At 64.4% G+C, this 19,625-nt stretch carries 19 protein-coding genes; 15 read left to right on the top strand and 4 right to left on the bottom strand.

All coding sequences use genetic code 11. The features are described 5' to 3' along the window. Positions 1-4: 4 nt before the first annotated feature. The 15 genes from ACEN8I_RS02345 (at position 5) to ACEN8I_RS02275 (ending at position 16,550) form a co-directional block, all read left to right on the top strand. Positions 5-979 carry a LysR family transcriptional regulator gene (locus ACEN8I_RS02345; protein WP_413325873.1) on the top strand — a complete coding sequence of 325 codons (975 nt, stop codon included), beginning with the start codon at positions 5-7 and terminating at the stop codon, positions 977-979. Positions 980-1,032: 53 nt separating this feature from the next. Then, positions 1,033-2,454, top strand: coding sequence for a 3-isopropylmalate dehydratase large subunit (gene leuC / locus ACEN8I_RS02340; protein WP_413325871.1), 1,422 nt, complete (start codon positions 1,033-1,035; stop codon positions 2,452-2,454). Positions 2,455-2,478: 24 nt separating this feature from the next. Then, on the top strand, positions 2,479-2,616 hold the full coding sequence (locus tag ACEN8I_RS02335; RefSeq protein WP_413325869.1) for an entericidin A/B family lipoprotein: 138 nt from the start codon (positions 2,479-2,481) through the stop codon (positions 2,614-2,616). 5 nt (positions 2,617-2,621) lie between these two features. Then, entirely contained in the window at positions 2,622-3,272 is a 651-nt protein-coding gene (gene leuD / locus ACEN8I_RS02330; protein WP_413325867.1) for a 3-isopropylmalate dehydratase small subunit, read from the top strand. Between the two features lie 80 nt (positions 3,273-3,352). Continuing rightward, the gene (leuB, locus tag ACEN8I_RS02325) at positions 3,353-4,423 is read left to right on the top strand and encodes a 3-isopropylmalate dehydrogenase (RefSeq protein WP_413325865.1); all 1,071 of its coding nucleotides are present in this window, start codon (positions 3,353-3,355) and stop codon (positions 4,421-4,423) included. A 286-nt stretch (positions 4,424-4,709) separates the two neighbouring features. Next, positions 4,710-5,849, top strand: a complete 1,140-nt coding sequence (gene asd / locus ACEN8I_RS02320) for an aspartate-semialdehyde dehydrogenase (protein WP_413325862.1) — start codon at positions 4,710-4,712, stop codon at positions 5,847-5,849. Positions 5,850-6,102: 253 nt separating this feature from the next. Next, complete coding sequence (locus tag ACEN8I_RS02315) at positions 6,103-8,838, top strand: FimV/HubP family polar landmark protein (protein WP_413325859.1); 2,736 nt, start codon at positions 6,103-6,105, stop codon at positions 8,836-8,838. Positions 8,839-8,877: 39 nt separating this feature from the next. Beyond that, the gene (truA, locus tag ACEN8I_RS02310) at positions 8,878-9,672 is read left to right on the top strand and encodes a tRNA pseudouridine(38-40) synthase TruA (protein WP_413325857.1); all 795 of its coding nucleotides are present in this window, start codon (positions 8,878-8,880) and stop codon (positions 9,670-9,672) included. Next, on the top strand, positions 9,669-10,400 hold the full coding sequence (locus tag ACEN8I_RS02305; protein WP_413325855.1) for a phosphoribosylanthranilate isomerase: 732 nt from the start codon (positions 9,669-9,671) through the stop codon (positions 10,398-10,400). The genes truA and ACEN8I_RS02305 overlap by 4 nt, the downstream gene beginning before the upstream one ends. Further along, positions 10,378-11,679, top strand: a complete 1,302-nt coding sequence (trpB, locus tag ACEN8I_RS02300) for a tryptophan synthase subunit beta (protein WP_413325853.1) — start codon at positions 10,378-10,380, stop codon at positions 11,677-11,679. Before ACEN8I_RS02305 ends, trpB begins: the two co-directional genes overlap by 23 nt. Beyond that, on the top strand, positions 11,676-12,494 hold the full coding sequence (trpA, locus tag ACEN8I_RS02295; RefSeq protein WP_413325851.1) for a tryptophan synthase subunit alpha: 819 nt from the start codon (positions 11,676-11,678) through the stop codon (positions 12,492-12,494). The genes trpB and trpA overlap by 4 nt, the downstream gene beginning before the upstream one ends. Positions 12,495-12,601: 107 nt before the next feature. Next, the gene (gene accD / locus ACEN8I_RS02290) at positions 12,602-13,474 is read left to right on the top strand and encodes an acetyl-CoA carboxylase, carboxyltransferase subunit beta (protein ID WP_007866591.1); all 873 of its coding nucleotides are present in this window, start codon (positions 12,602-12,604) and stop codon (positions 13,472-13,474) included. A gap of 123 nt (positions 13,475-13,597) precedes the next feature. Continuing rightward, the gene (locus ACEN8I_RS02285; RefSeq protein ID WP_413325848.1) at positions 13,598-14,260 is read left to right on the top strand and encodes an LON peptidase substrate-binding domain-containing protein; all 663 of its coding nucleotides are present in this window, start codon (positions 13,598-13,600) and stop codon (positions 14,258-14,260) included. A gap of 138 nt (positions 14,261-14,398) precedes the next feature. Next, positions 14,399-15,919 (top strand): lysine--tRNA ligase, encoded by a 1,521-nt coding sequence (gene lysS, locus ACEN8I_RS02280; protein WP_413325845.1) that lies wholly within the window; start codon positions 14,399-14,401, stop codon positions 15,917-15,919. A gap of 106 nt (positions 15,920-16,025) precedes the next feature. Then, positions 16,026-16,550 carry a YgjP-like metallopeptidase domain-containing protein gene (locus ACEN8I_RS02275; protein ID WP_413325843.1) on the top strand — a complete coding sequence of 175 codons (525 nt, stop codon included), beginning with the start codon at positions 16,026-16,028 and terminating at the stop codon, positions 16,548-16,550. 18 nt (positions 16,551-16,568) lie between these two features. Here ACEN8I_RS02275 and nagZ read toward each other — a convergent pair whose 3' ends face one another. Genes nagZ through recO form a run of 4 tightly spaced genes read right to left on the bottom strand, consistent with a single transcriptional unit; the run spans position 16,569 to position 19,624 of the window. Next, positions 16,569-17,627: a beta-N-acetylhexosaminidase gene (nagZ, locus tag ACEN8I_RS02270; RefSeq protein WP_074577663.1), complete on the bottom strand. Its 1,059-nt coding sequence runs from the start codon at positions 17,625-17,627 to the stop codon at positions 16,569-16,571. A gap of 36 nt (positions 17,628-17,663) precedes the next feature. Further along, positions 17,664-18,059 carry a holo-ACP synthase gene (gene acpS / locus ACEN8I_RS02265; protein WP_413325841.1) on the bottom strand — a complete coding sequence of 132 codons (396 nt, stop codon included), beginning with the start codon at positions 18,057-18,059 and terminating at the stop codon, positions 17,664-17,666. Next, the gene (locus ACEN8I_RS02260) at positions 18,056-18,862 is read right to left on the bottom strand and encodes a pyridoxine 5'-phosphate synthase (protein WP_413325839.1); all 807 of its coding nucleotides are present in this window, start codon (positions 18,860-18,862) and stop codon (positions 18,056-18,058) included. Before ACEN8I_RS02260 ends, acpS begins: the two co-directional genes overlap by 4 nt. Before the next feature lie 12 nt (positions 18,863-18,874). Beyond that, a complete protein-coding gene (gene recO / locus ACEN8I_RS02255; protein WP_413325837.1) occupies positions 18,875-19,624 on the bottom strand; it encodes a DNA repair protein RecO in 750 nt (249 codons plus the stop codon). Between the last annotated feature and the right edge of the window lies 1 nt (position 19,625).

The following is a 19,625-nucleotide window of genomic DNA, read 5'->3' as shown; positions in this document are numbered from 1 at the left end:
CCCCATGAAAAGCTCAGAACGCAACTTTGCCCGCCGCATTGACCTGACCTCGCTTCAGCTCTTTGTGGCCGTCTGCGAGCTGGGCAGCATAGGCAAGGCCGCCGAGCGCGAATTCATCGCCGCCTCGGCCGTAAGCAAGCGCCTTTCCGACCTTGAGGCCACGCTGGACACCCCGCTGCTGTACCGCCACACCCGCGGTGTCGACCTGACGCCGGCCGGTGAAAGCCTGCTGCACCATGCGCGCTCGGTGCTGTTCAGCCTCGAGAAAATGCAGGGCGAGCTCAGCGAATACGCCGACGGCGTGCGCGGCCATGTGCGTGTGCACGCCAGCATTTCGGCCATCGTGCAGTTTTTGCCCGAAGACCTGGGTGCTTTCACGCGCGAGCATTCCGGCATCAAAATAGACCTCGAAGAGCATCTGAGCACCGAGGTCGTACGCGCGGTGCAGGAAGGCGCAGCCGACCTGGGCATCTGCAACACCGCCGACGGCACGGGCGACCTGCAGACCCTGCCCTACCGCAGCGACAAGCTGGTGCTCATCGTCCCCCGGGGCCACCCGCTGTGCGCCGAAAGCGCCATCCGCTTTGAAGCGGCCCTGGACTACGACCAGGTCGGCCTGCACTCCAACAGCTCGATTTACCTGGCCATGCGCGAAGCCGCGGCCAGGCTGGGCCGCACCATCAAGCTGCGCATCCACGTGACCGGCCTGGATGCCATGTGTCGCATGATCCACAACGGCCTGGGCGTGGGCGTGATGCCGCAGCGCGCCTTTGAGCTGACGCATGGCGTCGGCGAGCTTGAATCCATACCGCTGCTGGACAGCTGGGCGGAGCGCCAGATCCAGTTGGTGGCGCGCGACTTTTCCACGCTGCCCCTGACGGCGCGGCTGCTGGTGGAGCACCTGACGAAGCCCGCAGCGCCGACGGCCCGCGCCAAACCGGCCAAAACCGGGACCGCCCCCGCCGGTGTGGCCGCCTAAAATTACCTCCAACGACAAACACAAACGGCAACAAGAGACCACGAAGGAAAACCATGGGACGCACCCTTTACGACAAGATCTGGGACGAGCACGTCGTTCATACCGAAGACGACGGCACGGCCATCCTCTACATAGACCGCCACCTGGTGCACGAAGTCACCAGCCCGCAGGCCTTTGAAGGCCTGCGCGAGGCCGGCCGCAAGGTCTGGCGCATCAGCTCCATCGTCGCCACCGCCGACCACAACACGCCCACCACCGGCTGGGAACTGGGCTACGACGGCATCACCGACCAGGTCAGCAAAGAGCAAATCACCACGCTGGACAGCAACATCAAGGAATTCGGCGCGGCCGCCTTCTTCCCCTTCCTCTCCAAGCGCCAGGGCATCGTGCACGTCATCGGCCCCGAAAACGGCGCCACCCTGCCCGGCATGACGGTGGTCTGCGGCGACTCGCACACCTCCACCCACGGCGCGTTCGGCGCGCTGGCGCACGGCATAGGCACCAGCGAGGTCGAGCACGTCATGGCTACGCAAACCCTGCTGGCCAAAAAAGCCAAAAACATGCTGGTGAAGGTGGAGGGCAAGCTCGCCCCCGGTCTGACCGGCAAGGACATCGTGCTGGCCATCATCGGCAAGATAGGCACGGCCGGCGGTACCGGTTACACGATTGAATTCGCCGGCTCGGCGATACGCGCGCTCAGCATGGAAGGGCGCATGACGGTCTGCAACATGGCGATTGAAGCCGGCGCACGCGCCGGCCTGGTCGCCGTCGACCAGAAAACCATCGATTACGTCAAGGGCCGCCTGCTGTCGCCCACCGGCGTGGAATGGGACATGGCCGTCAAGTACTGGAACACGCTGCACTCCGATGCCGACGCGAAGTTCGATGCCGTGGTCGAGCTCGACGCCGGCCAGATCCTGCCGCAGGTCACCTGGGGCACCTCGCCCGAAATGGTGCTGTCGATTGACGACCGCGTGCCCGACCCCGACAAGGAAAAAGACGCCAACAAGCGCGATGCCATCGAACGCGCCCTGAAATACATGGGCCTGGAGCCCGGCAAGGCGCTGAACGACCTTTACATCGACAAGGTGTTCATAGGCTCCTGCACCAACAGCCGCATCGAGGACATGCGCGAAGCCGCCGCCGTGATCAAGAAGATCGGCCAGAAGGTCGCGAAAAACGTCAAGCTCGCGCTGGTGGTGCCGGGCTCCGGCCTCGTCAAGGAGCAGGCCGAACGCGAGGGCCTGGACAAGATTTTTGTGGCCGCCGGCTTTGAATGGCGCGAACCGGGCTGCTCCATGTGCCTGGCCATGAACGCCGACCGGCTGGAGCCGGGCGAGCGCTGCGCCTCCACCAGCAACCGCAACTTCGAAGGCCGCCAGGGCGCCGGCGGACGCACCCACCTGGTCAGCCCCGCCATGGCGGCGGCGGCGGCCGTGCACGGCCACTTTGTCGATATCCGCAAGTTTGTCTAACCCGAGCCACAGGAGGAACTGTTCATGAAAAAGCTCACAACACTGCTCGCACTGTCACTGGCATGCGTGACCCTGCTGCTGGCCGGCTGCAACACCTTCCGCGGTGTCGGGCAAGACGTCCAGAAGGTCGGCGAAAAAATTGAAAATGCGGCGAAAAAGTAAATGCAATGAAAAAATTCATCGTACACAAGGGCCTGGTTGCGCCCATGGACCGCGAGAACGTCGACACCGACGCCATCATTCCCAAGCAATTCCTCAAGTCCATCCGCAAGACCGGCTTCGGCCCCAACCTGTTTGACGAATGGCGCTACCTGGACGCGGGCTTTCCCGGCCAGGACCCCGCCACGCGCAAGCCCAACCCCGACTTCGTGCTGAACCAGCCGCGCTACGCGGGCGCCTCCATCCTGCTGGCACGCAAGAATTTCGGCTGCGGCTCTTCGCGCGAACACGCACCCTGGGCGCTGGACCAATACGGCTTTCGCGCCATCATCGCGCCCAGCTACGCCGATATCTTCTTCAACAACAGCTTCAAGAACGGCCTGCTGCCCATCGTGTTGCCCGAAGCGCAGGTGGCCCAGCTGTTCGACGAGGCGCTGGCCTTTCCCGGCTACCAGCTGACGGTGGACCTGGAGCGCCAGGTGATCGTCAAGCCGCAGGGCGGGGAGCTCCCCTTCGAGGTGCAGGCTTTCCGCAAATACTGCCTGCTCAACGGCCTGGACGACATCGGCCTGACTCTGCGCCAGAGCGACAAGATCAAGGCCTTTGAAGCCGAGCGCCTGGCAACCAAACCCTGGCTGAACCACACCGTCGCGGGCTAAACACCCTTTTCTTTTCCTTTTCACGCATACGCTGCGAGCCGCCTCATATGGAGGGCGCGCAGCCATTCAAAGACAGCACCATGAAAATCGCAATCCTGCCGGGTGACGGCATTGGCACCGAAATCGTCGCCGAGGCCGTCAAGGTCCTGAAGGCCCTGGACCTGAAGTTCGAAACCGAAAGCGCGCTGGTCGGTGGCGCCGCCTACGAGGCCCACGGCCACCCGCTGCCCGAGGCCACGCTCAAGCTCGCCAAGGAGGCCGACGCCGTGCTGTTCGGCGCGGTGGGTGACTGGAAATACGACAAGCTGGACCGGCCGCTGCGGCCCGAGCAAGCCATCCTGGGCCTGCGCAAGAACCTGGGCCTGTTCGCCAACTTCCGCCCGGCAATCTGCTACGCGCAACTGGTGGATGCCTCCAGCCTCAAGCGCGAACTGGTGTCCGGCCTGGACATCCTCATCATCCGCGAGCTGACCGGCGACATCTATTTCGGCCAGCCGCGCGGCCGCCGCGTTTCACCCGACGGCCACTTTCCCGGTTCGGAAGAGGCTTTTGACACCATGCGTTATTCGCGCCCCGAGATCGAACGCATTGCCCACGTCGCCTTCCAGGCTGCCCGCAAACGCGGCAAGCGCGTGACCAGCGTCGACAAGGCCAATGTGCTGGAAACCTTCCAGCTCTGGAAAGACGTGGTCACCGAAGTCGGCACGCAATACCCCGACGTCGCGCTGGACCACATGTATGTGGACAACGCCGCCATGCAGCTGGTCAAGGCGCCCAAGAAGTTTGACGTGGTCGTCACCGGCAATATGTTCGGCGACATCCTCAGCGACGCCGCCGCCATGCTGACCGGCTCCATAGGCATGCTGCCCTCGGCCAGCCTCAACGACAAAAACCAGGGCCTGTACGAGCCCAGCCACGGCAGCGCGCCCGACATCGCCGGCAAGGGCGTGGCGAATCCGCTGGCAACGATTTTGAGCGCGGCCATGATGCTGCGCTTCAGCCTGAACCAGCCCGAAGCCGCCGCCCGCATCGAAAAAGCCGTGGACGCCGTGCTGAGCCAGGGCCTGCGCACACCCGACATTTACAGCGAAGGCACGACCAAGGTCGGCACGGTGCAGATGGGTGATGCCGTGGTCAAAGCCTTGGCCTGACGTTTTTTTGCAGCAAACCACCTCAAACCGGCGTCAAAACACAGGTTTGGGGCGGTTGTCAGCCCCGCTAAAGCCAAGCCTGGCTACAATCGACACCTATGCGCAAAAACCCCGCTTTCACCCATTGCCCCGCCGCCCTGCGCGCGGGTCATGGCGCGCCGGTTTTTGCCCAGATCACCAAAACGACCACCATTAAAGGCTAGCAAGCCTGGTTCGTCGTGCCCCTGCCGGCTCGATGAGCCGGGCCCAAAAGCCATATTTTTGACTTTTTGAAGGGGCAGTTCCAATGAAACTCAAAGGCAATCTCACAGGGCTCGTCGGCTGGCGTGGCATGGTCGGCTCGGTGCTGATCGACCGCATGCAGGCCGAGGGCGACTTCGACCTGATCGAACCGGTGTTCTTCTCGACCTCCAATGCGGGCGGCAAAGCCCCCGCCCAGGCGAAGAATGAGACCACGCTCAAAAACGCCTTTGACATTGAAGCGCTCAAGAAGTGCGACGTCATCATCACGGCCCAGGGCGGCGACTACACCTCCGAGGTCTTCCCCAAGCTGCGCGCGGCCGGCTGGACCGGCCACTGGATAGACGCGGCCTCCACGCTGCGCATGAACAACGACGCCGTCATCATCCTGGACCCGGTGAACCTGCCGGTCATCCAGAACGCCATGGCCAAGGGCGGCACGAACTGGATTGGCGGCAACTGCACGGTCAGTTGCATGCTGATGGGTGTGGGTGCGCTGTACAAGGCCGGCTTGGTCGAGTGGATGACCAGCATGACCTACCAGGCGGCGTCCGGCGGCGGCGCCCAGCACATGCGAGAGCTGCTGACGCAATACGGCACCCTCAACACCGAAGTCCGCGCCCTGCTGGACGACCCGAAATCAGCCATCCTGGAAATCGACCGCCGCGTGCTGGCCAAGCAGCAATCACTGAGTAGCGACGAAACCGCCAACTTCGGTGTGCCGCTGGGCGGCTCCCTCATACCCTGGATCGACAAGGACCTGGGCAACGGCATGAGCAAGGAAGAGTGGAAAGGCGGCGCGGAGACCAACAAGATCCTCGGCCAGGGCGCCAGCTTCGGCACGGCCGAAACCCCTGTGGACGGCTTCTGCGTGCGCATAGGCGCGATGCGCTGCCACAGCCAGGCGCTGACCTTCAAGCTCAAGAAGGACGTGCCGCTGGCCGACATCGAGGCCATGATCGCGGCCGACAACGAGTGGGTCAAAGTCGTACCCAACACGCGCGAAGCCTCCATCAAGGACCTCACGCCCGTGGCCGTCACCGGCACCATGCAGATCCCTGTGGGCCGCCTGCGCAAGCTGGCCATGGGCCCCGACTACCTGGGTGCGTTCACGGTGGGCGACCAGCTGCTGTGGGGCGCCGCCGAGCCACTGCGCCGCATGCTGCGCATCCTGCTACAGGCCTGAAATAATGGAGGTGAGCGACTGCCAACATACAGCCGCCCATCAGTAACTACATGTCACAGGACGTTGTCGTCAGACAACATCCGAAACTTGTAAGTTGCTGCTAACTCGCTGTGTCAAAACTTAAGTGGTGTCTTAGCTTGTCAGCCTAATGCCTTGATGTTAAGGTTGTTTTTCGAAAATTCGCATCGAGGTTTTTGTGCGCATAAGCAGAATAAAGTTACATGCAGACCGAGCACTGGAGGCTCACAACCCCATGAATAATCGCGGTCGTTGGCGCATAGGCGCCCTGGCAAGTGCCATTGCACTGCTTGGCAGCCTGGCAAGTCTGGAAGCCCACGCGCTCGCGCTGGGCCGAATCACAGTTCAGTCCGCATTGGGTGAGCCCCTTCGCGCTGAAATCGAAATCGCCGACATCAGGCCCGAGGAAGCATCCAGCCTCAAGGCCGGCGTGGCTCCGCCCGACACCTTCAAGGCCGCAGGGCTTGAATACGGCAGCGTGGTTTCCGGCGTCGAGGTCAGCCTGCAGCGGCGCTCCGACGGCCGCTCCTTTCTGCGCCTGAGCAGCAGCCGCCCCGTCACCGAGCCGTTTGTCGACCTGATCCTGGAAGCCAGCTGGGCCAACGGCCGTATCACGCGCGACTACACCATGCTGTTCGACCCGCCGGCCCTGCGCTCGGGCAGCACTGCAGCCGCGCCCACCGCGCCGGTCCTGTCGTCCCGTCCCGCGGCGCCGCCCGCCAAGGGCATTGCGTCCATTCCCTATTCCCCCCCCGCCGGCCCCAGCACCCGGTCCGCGCCGGTCGCCAAGGCTCCAGCCGCGCCACTCGAGAAAGTGCCCGCCGGCGGAGATAAACAAGTCACCGTCAAAAGCGGCGACACCGCCGGCAAGATCGCCGCCCAGAACAAGCCCGCCAGCGTGTCGCTGGACCAGATGCTGGTGGCCCTGCTGCGCAGCAATCCGGACGCCTTCATCGGCGGCAATGTGAACCGCATCAAATCCGGTGCCGTGCTGGACATCCCGAGCGCCGAAACCGCCGGCGCGATAAGCGCCGGTGAAGCCAGCCAGACTATCGTCGCGCAAAGCAAGGACTTCAACAGCTTCCGCCGCAAACTGGCCGAAGGCGTGCCGGCCACCCAGGTGGCCAGCGCCGACCGCCAGGCCGGCGGCAAGGTGCAGGCCAAGGTCGAAGACCGCGCGCCCGCCAGCAGCACACCCGACAAGCTGACTCTCTCCAAGGGAGCGGTCCAGGGCAAGGCAGCTCCGACGGCGGCCGAAGACAAGATCGCCAAGGAACGCCAGGCCAAGGAAGCCTCCACGCGGGTGGCCGAACTGTCCAAGAACATCAGCGAACTGAACAAGCTGGGCGCCGCTCCCACGGCAGCGCCCGCAGCCAGTGCGGCCAAAGCCCCCGGCGTCGCCGTTCCCGCGCCCGCCATCGTGCCTGCACCGGCTCCTGCCGCAGCAGTTACCCCTGCGGCACCCGCATCCATCCCGGCCACCATGTCGGCACCAGCCCCGGCTGTTGCCGCCGTCGCGCCGCCGACGCCCGCCGCCAGCAGTGTGCCGGCGGCCGCCGCGTCAGCTCCCGCATCGGCAGCCTCCGAGGCCGCCACTAGCGCATCCCCGGTGGCCGCAGCTTCCCAGTCCACGCCCGCCGCCAGCGCTGCGGTCACACCAGCTCCTGTGGCTGCGGCCAAAAAACCCGCGGCCGCACCGCCGCCGCCACCTGAACCCAGCCTGATCGACGAACTGCTCGACAACCCGCTGATACTGCCCATCGCTGGTGGCCTTCTGTTGCTGCTCGCCGGTTTCGGCTTTTACCGCTACCGCCAGCGCGGCGGCGCGGCCCAGGTCGACAGTTCCTTCCTCGAAAGCAGGCTGCAGCCCGATTCTTTTTTCGGCGCCAGCGGCGGCCAAAGGATTGACACGAACGAAGGCAACGCCACAGGCTCGTCCCTGGTGTATTCGCCCAGTCAATTGGATGCCGCTGGCGACGTCGACCCCGTAGCCGAAGCCGATGTGTACCTGGCCTATGGACGCGACCTGCAGGCCGAGGAAATCCTCAAGGAAGCCATGCGCACCAGCCCGATGCGCGTGGCCATCCATGCCAAGCTGATGGAAATCTACGCCAAGCGCCGCGACAGCAAGGCGTTTGAGACTGTCGCCATCGAGGCATTCAACCTCACCCACGGCAGCGGTCCCGAGTGGGCCTACATCACCGAAATGGGCCGTGAACTCGACCCCGCCAACCCGATGTACCAGCCGGGCGGGCAGCCCGCCGGCGCCGGCCATGGCGGCAGCACCTCCGCCTTCAGCCCGGGCGGCACCGTGGCCATGGTGGCACAGCCGGTGCATGTCCCCGCGCCCACGCCATCGGTGGATGTCGACCTCGACCTGGACTTCTCACTCGGTGACGAACCCAGTGAGCCGACCACGCCGGCAGCCATCTCGGCCCCGCCGCCTCCGCCGCCGGCACCCGTGCGCGTCGAGCCCACGGCGGCCATGAAGGCGCCGGAACCCGCTGCCCTGAACATGGATTTCAGCAGCGCCACGGTGGCGCTCCAGACGGCCGCCAAACCCGCCGCAGCCGCAGCCGACGCGTCTTTCCTCGACGAAGGCCTGAATTTCACGCCCGAACCGTTCACTCCGGCGCCCAAACCGGCACCCGCCCCCGTGAAAGCGGCGGCGCCCGCGCCGGCCCCTGCGCCAGCACCGGCACCGGCACCGGCGGCTGACAACGGCATGCTGGAGTTCGACCTCGGTTCGCTGTCGCTGGACCTGAACGGCCCCACCACGGAAAGCCCCGCCCATCCCGAGGAAGCCTTGTCCATGTCCGGAGACCCGCTGGAAACCAAATTCCTGCTGGCTGAGGAATTCCGTTCGCTCGGCGATTCCGATGGCGCCAGGTCCCTGGCCGAAGAGGTAATGGCCGAAGCCAAAGGCCCGCTGAAGGTCAAGGCGCAGGCCTTCCTGAACGCCCTGTCGTGAGCGCAGCCTGAACGCGCTGCGTTCACTGCGTGCCCGCCTGTGAGGATCGCACTCGGCATCAGCTACAGCGGCAGCGGCTACGAAGGCTGGCAGAGCCAGCTTTCGGGCAACACCATCCAGGACAAGCTGGAGCTGGCGCTCGGCAAGTTCGCCGCCCAGCCCATACGCACCCTGTGCGCCGGCCGCACCGACGCAGGCGTGCACGGCCTTATGCAGGTTGTGCACTTCGACACCCTGTTGCAGCGCGACATCGCCTCCTGGGTACGCGGCACCAATGCTTTCTTGCCGGCCGACATCGCCGTGCAGTGGGCACGCGAAGTCCCGGACGAATTCCATTGCCGCGGCAGCGCCATCGCCCGCCGCTATGCCTACGTGGTGCTGGAGTCGCCGGTGCGCCCCAGCGTGGAAGCCGGGCGCGTCGGCTGGGTCTACCGGCCTCTGGACGAGGCGGCCATGCGCCAGGCCGCCACCCATCTGGTCGGCGAGCATGATTTCAGCTCCTTCCGGGCCGCGCAATGCCAAGCCAAGTCCCCGGTCAAAACCATCAACCGCATCACGATCTCGCACCGTGGAGAAACCGGAGCCCGGTACTGGCGCTTTGAGTTCGAAGCCAACGCCTTTTTGCACCACATGATCCGCAACATCATGGGCTGCCTGGTCGCCATAGGCCAGGGCAGCTACCCGCCGGACTGGCTGGCCGGCGTGATGGCCGCGCGCAGCCGCGACGCCGCTGCGCCGACGTTTTCGCCGGACGGCCTGTATTTCCTGGGGCCGGTGTATGAAGACCACTATGGCCTGCCGGCCCACGCAGCGGCCTATGATTGGCTGCCATGACACCCATTCCCCCTACCCGTACCCGCATCAAGATTTGCGGCCTGACCCGCGAGGAAGACGTGGATGCCGCCGTGGCCGCCGGGGCCGATGCGGTCGGCTTTGTGATGTACGAGGCCAGCCCGCGCCATGTGACGGCCGAACGCGCCGCCGAACTGGCCCGCCGCCTGCCGCCCTTTGTGACCCCGGTGCTGCTCTTCGTCAATGCGCCCGCGGCCCGCATCAGCGCTGCCTGCGCCCTCATGCCCACGGCTTTCCTGCAATTCCACGGCGACGAAACGCCAGAAACCTGCCTGCAGGCCGGCCGGCCTTTCATGCGCGCCGCGCGCATTCCGCTTGATGAAAAAGCCGCCGAAAACACCTCGGGCAACCCGGGCGGCTTTGATCTCGTAAAATACGCCCAGGACTTCAAGGCCGCACAAGCCATCCTCCTCGACGCCCATGTCGAGGGTTACGGCGGCGGCGGGAAAACATTCAATTGGTCACTTCTTCCTCCAAACGTCAACGCTCACCTCGTTTTGTCTGGTGGATTGACGCCTGCAAACGTGATCGATGGCATTTCGCAAGTCAGGCCGCGTTGCACAACGCTGGCCGTTGATGTCAGTTCCGGCGTCGAGATTTCCAAGGGAATCAAAAGCGCCGACAAAATCAACCAGTTCGTCGCGGCCGTGCGCGCCGCCGACGAGTTACTTGCAAAGAGTCCCCATCATGTACGAGTACCACCAGCCTGACGCTTCAGGCCATTTCGGAATTTACGGCGGCAGTTTCGTTTCGGAAACGCTGACCCACGCGATCAACGAACTCAAGGCCGCCTACGCCAAATACCAGCACGACCCGGAATTCATCGCCGAATTCCATTCCGAGCTGGCGCATTTCGTGGGCCGCCCTTCCCCGATCTACCATGCCGCGCGCATGAGCCGTGAACAGGGCGGCGCGCAGATTTACTTGAAGCGCGAAGACCTCAACCACACCGGCGCGCACAAGATCAACAACACCATAGGCCAGGCCATGCTGGCGCGCCGCATGGGCAAGCCGCGCGTCATCGCCGAGACCGGCGCCGGCCAGCACGGCGTGGCCACCGCCACCATCTGTGCGCGCTACGGCCTGGAATGTGTGGTTTACATGGGCAGCGAAGACGTCAAGCGCCAAAGCCCCAATGTCTACCGCATGAACCTGCTGGGCGCCACGGTGGTGCCGGTCGAAAGCGGCAGCAAGACGCTGAAAGACGCGCTCAACGAGGCCATGCGCGACTGGGTCGCCAATGTGGACAACACCTTCTACATCATTGGTACGGTGGCGGGGCCCCACCCCTACCCCATGATGGTGCGCGACTTCCAGAGCGTGATAGGCGCCGAATGCCTGCAGCAGATGCCGGAATTCATCGGCAACAAGCAACCCGACGCGGTGATCGCCTGCGTGGGCGGCGGCAGCAATGCCATGGGCATCTTCCACCCCTATATCCAGCACGCCAAAACCCGGTTGATCGGTGTCGAGGCCGCCGGTGAGGGCCTGGAAAGCGGCAAACACTCGGCCTCGCTGCAGCGCGGCCTGCCCGGCGTGCTGCACGGCAATCGCACTTATGTGCTGCAAAACGAGGACGGCCAGGTCACAGAGACCCACAGCATCAGCGCCGGGCTCGACTACCCCGGCGTGGGCCCGGAACACGCCTTTCTCAAGGACATAGGCCGCGCCGAATACGTCGGTATCACCGACAAGGAAGCCCTGGAGGCCTTCCATTACCTGTGCCGCACCGAAGGCATCATTCCCGCGCTGGAGTCCAGCCATGCCGTGGCCTGCGCCATGAAGATGGCGCGCAGCATGCGCAGCGACCAGAGCCTGCTCGTCTGCCTTTCGGGGCGGGGCGACAAGGACATAGGCACGGTGGCCGACCTCTCGGGCGCCGACTTCTACGACCGGCCGTCCATGCGTGGCCTGTCCGTCAAGGGTGGCACGGCTTCGGCCGCCTCGTTCGATGCCAGCGGTGCCAAGGGCAGCGGGGTGCAGTCATGAGCCGTATTGCCGCCACTTTCTCCACGTTGAAAAGCCAGGGCCGCAAGGCCTTGATTCCTTACGTCACCGCGGGCTTTCCCTTTGCCGACGTCACACCGGAGCTGATGCATGCCATGGTGGCCGGCGGCGCCGACGTGATCGAGTTGGGCGTGCCCTTCTCCGACCCCAGCGCCGACGGCCCGGTGATCCAGAAAGCCGGCGACAAGGCCCTGTCCTTCGGCATAGGCCTGGCCCAGGTGCTGGACATGGTGCGCCAGTTCCGCAGCAAAGACAGCAACACGCCGGTGGTCCTGATGGGCTACGCCAACCCGGTGGAGCGCTACGACATCAAGCACGGTGGCAGCAAGACGGAAAGCGCCTTCATCCGCGATGCGGCCCAGGCCGGCGTGGACGGCGTGCTCATCGTCGATTACCCGCCCGAGGAATGCGTGGAATTCGCCGCCCGGCTGCGCGCGCACAACATGGATTTGATCTTTTTGCTGGCGCCCACCAGCACGGACGCCCGCATGACCCAGGTGGCCGAGGTTGCCAGCGGTTATGTGTACTACGTCTCGCTCAAAGGCGTGACGGGCGCCGGCACGCTGGATGTGGCGGCCGTTGAGGCCACGCTGCCGCGCATACGCAAGCATGTGAGCGTGCCCGTGGGCGTGGGCTTCGGCATACGCGACGCCGCCACGGCCAAAGCCATCGGCAAGGTGGCCGACGCCGTGGTCATAGGCAGCAAAATCATCCAGTTGATCGAAAACCAGCCGCGTGACAAGGTGGCCGCCACCGCGCAGGCGTTTTTGCAGGAAATCCGTACTGCTTTGGACTGACTTTCAAGCGGGCCGGCGTTGGGCCGGAGACCGGGCAAACCGGCGCATAATTGCGCTTTTCGCCCGGCAAGCCCCAGGCGCCGCCCGACACCAAAAGGACTGACTTCATGTCTTGGCTAGAAAAACTTCTCCCCCCAAAAATCAGCCCCACCGACCCGACGGAACGCCGCCAGGTGCCCGAGGGCCTCTGGATCAAATGCCCGAGCTGCGAAGCGGTGCTCTATAAGACCGACCTGGAAAAAAACCAGAACGTCTGCCCGCAGTGCAGCCACCACCACCGCATAGGCGCGCGTGCGCGGCTGGACGCCTTCCTGGACCCGGAAGGCCGCTACGAGCTGGGCCAGGAAGTGCTGCCGGTTGACGCCCTGAAATTCAAGGACAGCCGCAAATACCCCGAGCGCCTCAAGGAAGCCCTGGAAAACACCCAGGAAACCGATGCGCTGGTCGTCATGGGCGGCGCGGTGCACAGCATAGGTGTGGTCGTGGCCTGCTTTGAGTTCGACTTCATGGGCGGCAGCATGGGCAGCGTGGTGGGCGAGCGCTTTGTGCGCGGCGTGCACGCGGCCATTGAACAAAAAGTCCCTTTCATCTGCTTTACCGCCACCGGCGGCGCGCGCATGCAGGAAGGCCTGCTCAGCCTCATGCAGATGGCCAAAACCAACGCCGCCCTGACGCGCCTGGCCAAAAAAGGCCTGCCTTACATCAGCGTGCTGACCGACCCGACCATGGGCGGGGTGAGCGCCGGCTTCGCGTTTGTCGGCGACGTGGTCATTGCCGAGCCCAAGGCCTTGATCGGTTTTGCCGGCCCGCGCGTGATTGAATCGACCGTGCGCGTGACGCTGCCGGAAGGTTTCCAGCGCGCCGAGTTCCTGCAGACCAAGGGCGCGATCGACTTCATTTGCGACCGCAGGGAACTGCGCAAGACCGTGGCCAACTCGCTGGCCATGCTGCTGCGCCAGCCGGCGGATGCCGTCAGCTGAAAAACCGGTAAGCCCTACCCCCCGAAAAGCCCCTCAAGCAAGGCGTATTAGCCGCACGAAAAGTTCGCAGCGCGGGTCACATGGGATGATGTGGTTCACGGCACCCCAGAGCACGATGAGACCATGTCAGAAGCCTTGACCCTGAGCTCCCTTCCCCTGTTTCCGCTGGGTGCGGTGCTGTACCCCGGCGGTGTGCTGCCGCTGCGCATTTTCGAGGTCCGCTACCTCGACATGATCGGCAAATGCCACAAGGCCGGCGCCCCCTTCGGTGTGGTTTCGCTCATCGAAGGGTCTGAGGTCCGCCGCCCCGCCGATGCCGCTGCCCCTACGGGCGACGGCTTTGCGCACGAGATCTTCAGCAGCGTAGGCACCCTGGCCACCATCACCGAATTTTCCATCCCCCAGCCGGGCCTGATGGCCATACGCTGCACCGGCGCGCAGCGCTTTGAAATCTCCCGTCGCAAAAAACTCAAGCACGGCCTGTGGATCGCCGACGTCACCCGGCTGGAAGACGACCAGCCCGTCGCCATTCCACCCGACCTGCAAGCCGCGGCCGACGCGCTGGGCAGGCTGATCAAAAGCCTGCAGGTGCGCGACATACCGCAGGCCCAGATGCCGCTGCAGTCGCCCTACCGGCTGGACGACTGCGGCTGGGTTTCCAACCGCTGGTGCGAACTGCTGCCCATCCCCCTGGAGCTCAAGCAACGCCTGATGCAGCTGGACAACCCCCTGATGCGGCTGGAACTGGTGAGCGACATCCTGGAGCGCACCGGCATCGCGCTCTGACCGCCAGACACGCGTTTTCAGGCATCCGGGCCAAAACGCCCGCGTCACTTAAAATCGACAATTCGGCGCTTTCCAGCTCCCACCCCACGTGGGCGGGGCGCCCGACATCTTTTGACCTTTTTCCGGAACCTTGACCTTATGTCCATCCCCCCGCAAGACGAAAACCAGTTGATCATCGAGCGTCGCGAAAAGCTCAAGGCCCTGCGAAAAAATCAGGCGGACGGCAAAGGCGTGGCCTTCCCGAACGACTTCAAGCCGACCGACCATGCGGCCAAGCTGCACGCCGCGCACGATGACAAGGACGGCGAGGCACTGGCCGCCGAGGCGATTCCGGCGAAGATCGCCGGCCGCATGATGCTCAAGCGCGTGATGGGCAAGGCGAGTTTTGCCACCCTGCAGGACAGCACCGGGCGTATCCAGATTTTCCTCACGCGCGACGAGATCGGCGAAGAACTGTATGCCGCCTTCAAGCACTGGGACCTGGGCGATATCGTGGCGGCCGAAGGCAAGGTCTTCAAGACCAAAACCGGCGAGCTGTCCATCCACGCCACCAGCGTGCGCCTGCTGACCAAGAGCCTGCGTCCCCTGCCCGGCGATTTTTACGGCATGGCCGACCAGGAACAGAAATACCGCCAGCGCTATGTCGACCTGATCACCGACGAGCAGGCGCGCAAGCGATTCACCGCGCGCAGCAAGGCCGTCAGCTCGATCCGCGAATTCATGGTCAAGCACGACTTCCTCGAGGTCGAGACGCCCATGCTGCACCCCATCCCGGGCGGCGCCAATGCCAAACCCTTCAAGACGCACCACAATGCGCTGGACCAGGAGATGTTCCTGCGCATCGCGCCCGAGCTCTACCTCAAGCGCCTGATCGTCGGTGGTTTTGACCGTGTCTTCGAGATCAACCGCAGCTACCGCAACGAAGGCATCTCGGTGCGGCACAACCCAGAATTCACCATGATGGAGTTTTATGCAGCTTACTGGGACTACAACGACCTGATGGACTTCACCGAGGCGCTGATCCGCGACGCCGCGCAAAAGGCCGTGGGCACGCTGCAGCTGAGCTACGGCGGCAAGGAAGAAAAAGTCGACCTCGCCAAACCCTTTGCCCGCCTCACGATACGCGAAGCCATCCTCAAGCATACCGAAGCCGGCGACCATGTCGACGACGCCGCCTGGCTGACCAATGCCCTCAAAAAACTAGGCATGAACGAGGAAAAAGACCGTCTCTCGACGCGCTCGCTGGCCAGCCTGCAGGTGCTGTACTTCGAGGAATTGGTCGAAGAAAAGCTCTGGCAGCCCACCTTCATCATGGAACACCCGACGGAAATCTCGCCGCTGGCGCGCGCCAACGACAGCCGGCCCGAAGTGACCGAGCGCTTTGAGCTCTACATCACCGGCCGCGAATTCGGCAACGGTTTCAGCGAGCTCAACGACGCCGAAGAGCAGGCCGCCCGCTTCAATGCCCAGGTCGCGGCCAAGGACAGCGGCGACGACGAAGCCATGTTCTACGACCACGACTTCGTGCGCGCCCTCGAATACGGCATGCCCCCCACCGGCGGCTGCGGCGTGGGCATTGACCGCCTGATGATGCTGCTGACCGACAGCCCCAGTATTCGCGATGTGATCCTCTTCCCCGCCCTTCGCCGCGAAAGCTAGCCCCCACGCTTTTCACTTCGTGTAATGCGCTGCCCCCCCCGAGGGGGGCGCCCGCCCTGCGGCCCGGCAAAGCCGGCTCCGCGGCTCATGCTGGGTTTAAGAATTCATGGCACCGCTCAAATACCTCGCCGGCTACCCGGACAACCTGCAGACCCAGGTTCAGCAATTGCTGGACAAGGGCCGGCTCGGCGAGGTGCTGCTCGCCAAATACCCCCAGGGCCACGGCGTGCGGACCGACAAGGCGCTATACGACTACGTGATGGATCTCAAGAACGATTTCCTGCGCAGCTCCGAGCCTTTGTCCAAGGTGGCTTTCGACAGCAAGCTCCACGTGATCGCCCACGCACTGGGCACGCACACGGCTGTGTCACGCGTGCAGGGCAACAAGCTCAAGGCCAAACGCGAGATCCGCGTCGCCACCTTGTTCAAGGATGTGCCCGCAGAATTTCTGCGCATGATCACGGTACATGAGCTAGCTCACATCAAGGAAAAAGCCCATGACAAGGCTTTCTACCAGTTGTGCACGCACATGGAGCCGCAGTACCACCAGTACGAGTTTGATTTGCGCGTCTACCTCACGCACATGGACGCGGTGGGAAAGCTGGCCTGGCCGGGAAGCCAGGCCGCCTGAGGTCCAGGGTCGGCAGCGTCAGGGAATCAGCCCCAGCGCGTGCATATACGCCGGCTGCACCATCAGCTCATCCCAGCCAAACGCCCTGCCCTGCGGCAACAAGGCCAGGCGCCGCAACTCGCTGGCCTCCATGGCTTCCCATTGGCCCTTGAGCAGGGCCTCGGACATGCCGTCCAGCAGTTCGTCGACGGGCTGGCCCTCGCCGACGGACTGATTGCACAGCAGCACCATGTCGCAGCCGGCGTTGAGTGCCGTGACGGCCGCCTCGGTGTAGCTCACTTCCTTGCCGTCTATCAGGCGGGCACCGGCCATGCTGAGGTCGTCGCTGAAAATCGCGCCGCCGAAGCCCAGCTGGCTGCGCAGGATGAAATTGAGCCACTGGCTGGAGAAACCGGCCGGCCGGGCATCAACCTTGGGATAGATCACATGGGCGGGCATCACACTGCTGAGCGTGGTGTTGAGCCAACCGTAAGGCGCTGCATCGTCGGCCAGTATGGCCTTGAGGCTGCGCTTGTCGACGGGGATGTCGGTGTGGGAGTCGGCCTTGACAAAACCATGGCCGGGGAAGTGCTTGCCGCAGTTAGCGACGCCGGCCTGCAACAGGCCGTGCATCAGGCTCTTGGCCAGCAGCGTGACAACGCGCGGGTCGCGACCGAAGGCGCGGTCGCCGATCACGCCGCTCTCGCCATAGTCCAGGTCCAGCACCGGCGTGAAGCTGAAGTCGACGCCGCAGGCGCGCAGCTCGGCGCCCAGCACATAACCGCAGGCGGTCGCGGCATTGGTGGCGGCCAGCTGGTCTTTCATCCACAGCAGGCCCAGCTCGCGCATGGGCGGCAGATGGGTAAAGCCGTCGGTCTTGAAGCGCTGCACGCGGCCACCTTCGTGGTCCACGCAGATCAGCAAATCCTCGCGGATGTCCTTGATCTCTGCGCACAGGTCGGACAGCTGCCGGCGATCCTTCCAGTTGCGGGCGAACAGGATGATGCCGCCGGTCAGCGGGTGTTTCAGGCGCCGGCGGTCGGCCTTGGTGAGCGCATGGCCGGCGATATCAATGATGAGGGGAGCGTGCTGGGTCATAAGAAAAATCCGGAGTTGGGAGCTTCCGTTGGTGGGTCAGGAGAGCTTTTCCACCACGCAGAAACTGGCGGCGTAATCGGTCTCGTCGGTTACGGTGATATGGGCAGTGAGCTGGCGCGCCTCGAACCAGGTTTTGAGCGCGCCGTGCAACACGATTTCGGGCTTGCCGCTGGCGGCCTTGGCGATTTCGCAGGAGCGCCAGGTCATGGGCATGCGCATGCCCATGCCTATCGCCTTGCTGAAGGCCTCCTTGGCGGAAAAACGGGTGGCCAGGTAGCTGACGCCGCGGTCCGGCCAGCGCGCGCTGCGGGCCTTCCAGGTGACCAGCTCGCCGTCGGCCAGGATCTTCCTGGCAAAGCGTTCGCCGTGTTTTTCAAGGCTGGCGCGAATGCGGCGCACATCGCAGATATCAGTACCTATGCCGTAGATCATGCAGAAACAAACGCCCGGTCTATGCTGGCCAGATAGCTCCTGACGGTGGCGGCGTAGCCCAGTTCCAGCGCGTCGGCGACCAGGGCGTGGCCTATGGAGACTTCCAGCACGCCCGGCACTTCGCGCACAAACTCCGTGAGATTGTCGCGGTTCAGGTCGTGGCCGGCGTTGATGCCCAGGCCTGCGGCCGCCGCAGCCTGCGCCGCCGCGGTGAAGCGGGCCAGCACCTGTGCTTTTTCGGGGCCGGCCCAGGCGCGGGCATAGGTTTCCGTATAGAACTCCACGCGGTCGGCGCCCACGGCCTTGGCGGCCGCCATGGCTTCGGGCACCGGGTCCATAAAGAGGCTGACGCGCACGCGGCGGTCGTGCGCCTGCTGGATCAAAGGCCGCAGACGCTCGGCGTCCTCGGGAAAGCTCCAGCCGTGGTCGCTGGTGAACTGGTCTTCGCTGTCGGGCACAAAGGTGCACTGGTGCAGCGGCAGGCCGCGGGCGGCCAGGTCGTGCACAAAGTCCATGAGGTTCTGGAAAGGGTTGCCTTCAATGTTGAATTCGCGGTCGGGCCAGTCCTTCATCAGCGCCGCAAGCTCAAAGACGTCGTCGGGACGGATGTGACGCTCGTCCGGGCGCGGATGCACCGTGATGCCCTGGGCGCCGGCCTCCAGGCACAGCTCGGCGGCGCGCAGCACGCTCGGAATGTCCAGGTGGCGGGAATTGCGCAGCAAGGCGACCTTGTTGACATTGACCGACAGTGCGGTCTTGCCGTACACATGGGACACGACGGGAACGGGCGAAAGGATTTTCATGGCGGTGGCTCGTTAAAAAGCTTGCAGGTCCATCATCATTTGCCGGGTTTTCAGGACCTTGACGCCACAATGGTAGTGCAGCAGGCCGCGCAGCTGGGTTTTAAGCTCATTGAAGCCCGGGATACAGGCCCGCACGGTGTCGGAAAACAGGGACTCTTCGCCCAGCGCCTGCTGCAGCGCCTGCCACTGCCCGCCGGGCAGGCTGACACGGTCATCGTCATGCGCTTGCCGCAGGCCCGCCTCGGGCACCAGCACATAGCGGGTGTCGGAATCCAGCGGCGCCAGCGTGGCGGTCTCAAGATCCAGCAGGGGCAAAAGGCCGATATCGCGCAGCAGCCGCAGTTCAAAGGCGCGCAAGGCCAGCTGCAGGGTCTCGGCGCTCTGCGCGGCGAGCAACTGCACCGTGGCCGCATAGGCCTCAAACAGCACGGGGTGCGGATCGTCCCGGGCCAGCAGGCGCATCAGCAGTTCGTTGAGGTAATAGCCTGACAGCAGCGCGTCGCCGGTCGGCATCACATGGCCCCCTTGCCATTCAGCGCTCTTGAGGGTGCGGATTTCCGCGTCGCCGCCGAAGGCGATGTGCAGCGGCTGCAGCGGCAGCAGGATGGGCCGGAAATTGGAACTGGGCTTTTTCGCCCCGCGCGCGACCAGCGCTACCCGCCCGTACTTGCGGGTGAACACCTCCAGGATCAGGCTGGACTCGCTCCAGTCGTAGCGGTGCAGGACATAAGCGGGTTCATCGCCAATGCGTTTAGTGGCCATG

It is taken from the genome of Polaromonas sp. CT11-55, assembly GCF_047303325.1.
Taxonomy (GTDB): Bacteria; Pseudomonadota; Gammaproteobacteria; order Burkholderiales; family Burkholderiaceae_C; genus Polaromonas.
This window is presented reverse-complemented; position numbering and strand designations above follow the sequence as displayed.